Origin of the sequence: Streptomyces sp. ICN903, assembly GCF_022015835.1 — a bacterium.
Taxonomy (GTDB): Bacteria; Actinomycetota; Actinomycetes; order Streptomycetales; family Streptomycetaceae; genus Streptomyces; species Streptomyces fenghuangensis.
In genome coordinates, this window is the sequence record NZ_JAKMAY010000544.1 from 1 (window position 1) to 1,660 (window position 1,660).

Genomic DNA, 1,660 nt, shown 5'->3' on the forward strand with positions numbered 1-1,660 from the left:
ACCCGCACCGGCCCCCTGCGCCGACTGCTGCGCGCCGTCACCATCGCCGCCTGCCTGCCGTACCTGGCCCTCAAGACCGCATGGCTGTGCGGCCTCCACGTCGGCATCCCGGAGGGCAGCGAACTGCGCGCCCCCGAGAACACCGCCTCACTGGCCCTCGCCAACTCCCTGACCGTGGCGATGGACGCCGCGGTCGTCGTCCTCGCCCTCGCCCTCACCCTCCCCTGGGGCAGACGGCTGCCCGCCTGGCTGACCGCCCTGCCCCTGTGGACCGCCACCGGACTGCTCACCCCCATCGCCGTCGCCGTCCCCGTCCTCTCACTGCTGGCAGCGGCCACCGGCGACGGCACCGTCACCCAGGAGACCCAGGCGTCCCTGGACGCCTGGGTCTTCACCGTCGTCTACACCGGCTTCGCCGTCCAGGCACTCACCCTCGGCACCCTGGCCGCCCTCTACGTACGCGACCGCTGGGGCCACCTGCTGCGCGGCCGCCTCGCCGCACTGGACACCGACGCACCCACCGCCCCCGCCCGGCGGACGATCGCGGTGACCGCCGCCGCGGCCGCACTGCTCCCCCTGACGGCACACCTGCTGTGGTCGGCCGGCGCCACGGCCGGACTCCCCGCCCACCGGGCCGGACAGGCCGACAGCGCCTTCCGGCTGATCGCGGGCCTGGACGCACTCGCCGCGGCCGCCGCCGCGACGGGCGTGCTGCTGCTCGCCTTCCCCGCCGGCCGGACCGTGGCGGTACGGCTGCGCACCGCCGTCGCCCTGGCCTGGACCGGAAGCGCCGTCCTGGCCACCAGAGGCGGCTGGTCCCTGCTGACCGGCGCCTTCAACGACGGCATGGTGGATCCGTCCCAGCAGGCCACCGCACTGATGACACTGACCTACTCTGTGGAGGTGCTCGCCGGGATGCTCGTACTCGCCACCGGAGCCCACCTGTTCGCCGAGCGGGCCGCCGAACCGGCCACCGCACACACACCGGCCACCGCACACACCCGGCACACCGCCGCGCGGTGACCGGAAGGCCGAGGCGACCAGGACGAGCAGGACTGTCAGGGCGGGCATGGTGGACGAAGTGAGCGGGACGGGCACGGAACACATCCGGCGGCTGCGGCTGCGCTGGGTCCACCTGCTGCTGGGCGGCGCACTGCTGATGCCGTACTTCCTGCTGACCACCGTGGTGATCTCCATCGCCGTACCCGGCGCCGACCCCCTGCGGCAACCGGGCTGGCAACTCGCCGCATACGGCCTGTCCCTGCCACCGGCCGCCGCCACCGCGCTCCTCCCACTGACCCGCACCCTGGAGAGCACCGCCGCACGGGCACTGTGCCGCACCCCCGGCGGAGAGCTCACCACCGCACCGGCCACCTCCTGGGCCGCCCGGCGGCGCACAGCGGTGTGGTTCACCCTCCACCTCGGGCTGGGCGCACCGGTCAGCGGCGCCACCCTGGCCATCCCGCCCGCCGCGGCGGTGCTGACGGCCATGCCCTTCTCCCGCGAACTGCGCGAAAGCCGCTGGCAGTGGCACTGGAACACACCCGACACGGCCCTGTGGACGGCACCGGCGACCGCGGCCGCCCTGCTCGCCGCCCTGGTGGCGGCGGTGTGGGCCGCGGGCGCCCTGCTGGCCCGCTGCGCCCCCGCCCTGCTCGGC

General features: G+C 75.2%; 1 protein-coding gene and 1 pseudogene. Both read left to right on the forward strand.

The features are described from left to right. On the forward strand, positions 1-1,023 hold a 1,023-nt coding region (locus L7D48_RS28640), incomplete at its 5' end, for a hypothetical protein (protein WP_308312367.1). Positions 1,024-1,069: 46 nt separating this feature from the next. Beyond that, positions 1,070-1,660, forward strand: a pseudogene (locus tag L7D48_RS28645) (histidine kinase); the annotation flags it as partial.